At 47.3% G+C, this 524-nt stretch carries 2 pseudogenes; both read right to left on the minus strand.

From position 1 onward, the window contains the following. A pseudogene (locus KIV40_RS30800) lies at positions 1–233 on the minus strand (tryptophan synthase subunit beta); the annotation flags it as partial. Positions 234–371: 138 nt separating this feature from the next. After that, positions 372–524, minus strand: a pseudogene (locus tag KIV40_RS30805) (bifunctional indole-3-glycerol phosphate synthase/phosphoribosylanthranilate isomerase); the annotation flags it as partial.

The following is a 524-nucleotide window of genomic DNA, read 5'->3' on the forward strand; positions in this document are numbered from 1 at the left end:
TCTTCACGCTTTAGGTAAAGCTTGGTCTTAGTGCCTTTCGTTAGGTTACGAGTTAGCGTCAGTGCTGTTGGACGACCTGCGTACTCTTGAAGCAGTGTCATGAACTCACTACGGAATTCTGGGTCCGCTTGAGCGTCGATAAACGCTTGTTCCAGTTGCTCTAGGGCTGGCACTAGAATCTGTGGTACGTATTGACCACCGTATTCACCAAAGTAGGCATCAAGTTTAGCCATCGTGTTATTCCTTCAATTTGCTTGGTATGACTGGATACCAATGTCTTTAATCTTGTAGAGCACCTCAGTGCGATGCTCTGAAATAGGGTCTGTAGTCTATCTACAGCGAATCATCTGTTCTTACGTTGGGCTGGTCGCTCAGTATTGGCGAATTGCAGCAAACGCTTTGTTGAGTTTGTCCGCATCTTTCTTGCCTGGAGCACTCTCGACACCTGAGTTAAGGTCGAGCCCTAAACAGCCTAAAGTGGCTGCTTGCTGTGCATTATCTGGGTTCAAACCACCCGCTAACAT

This window comes from Vibrio sp. D173a, assembly GCF_030248475.1.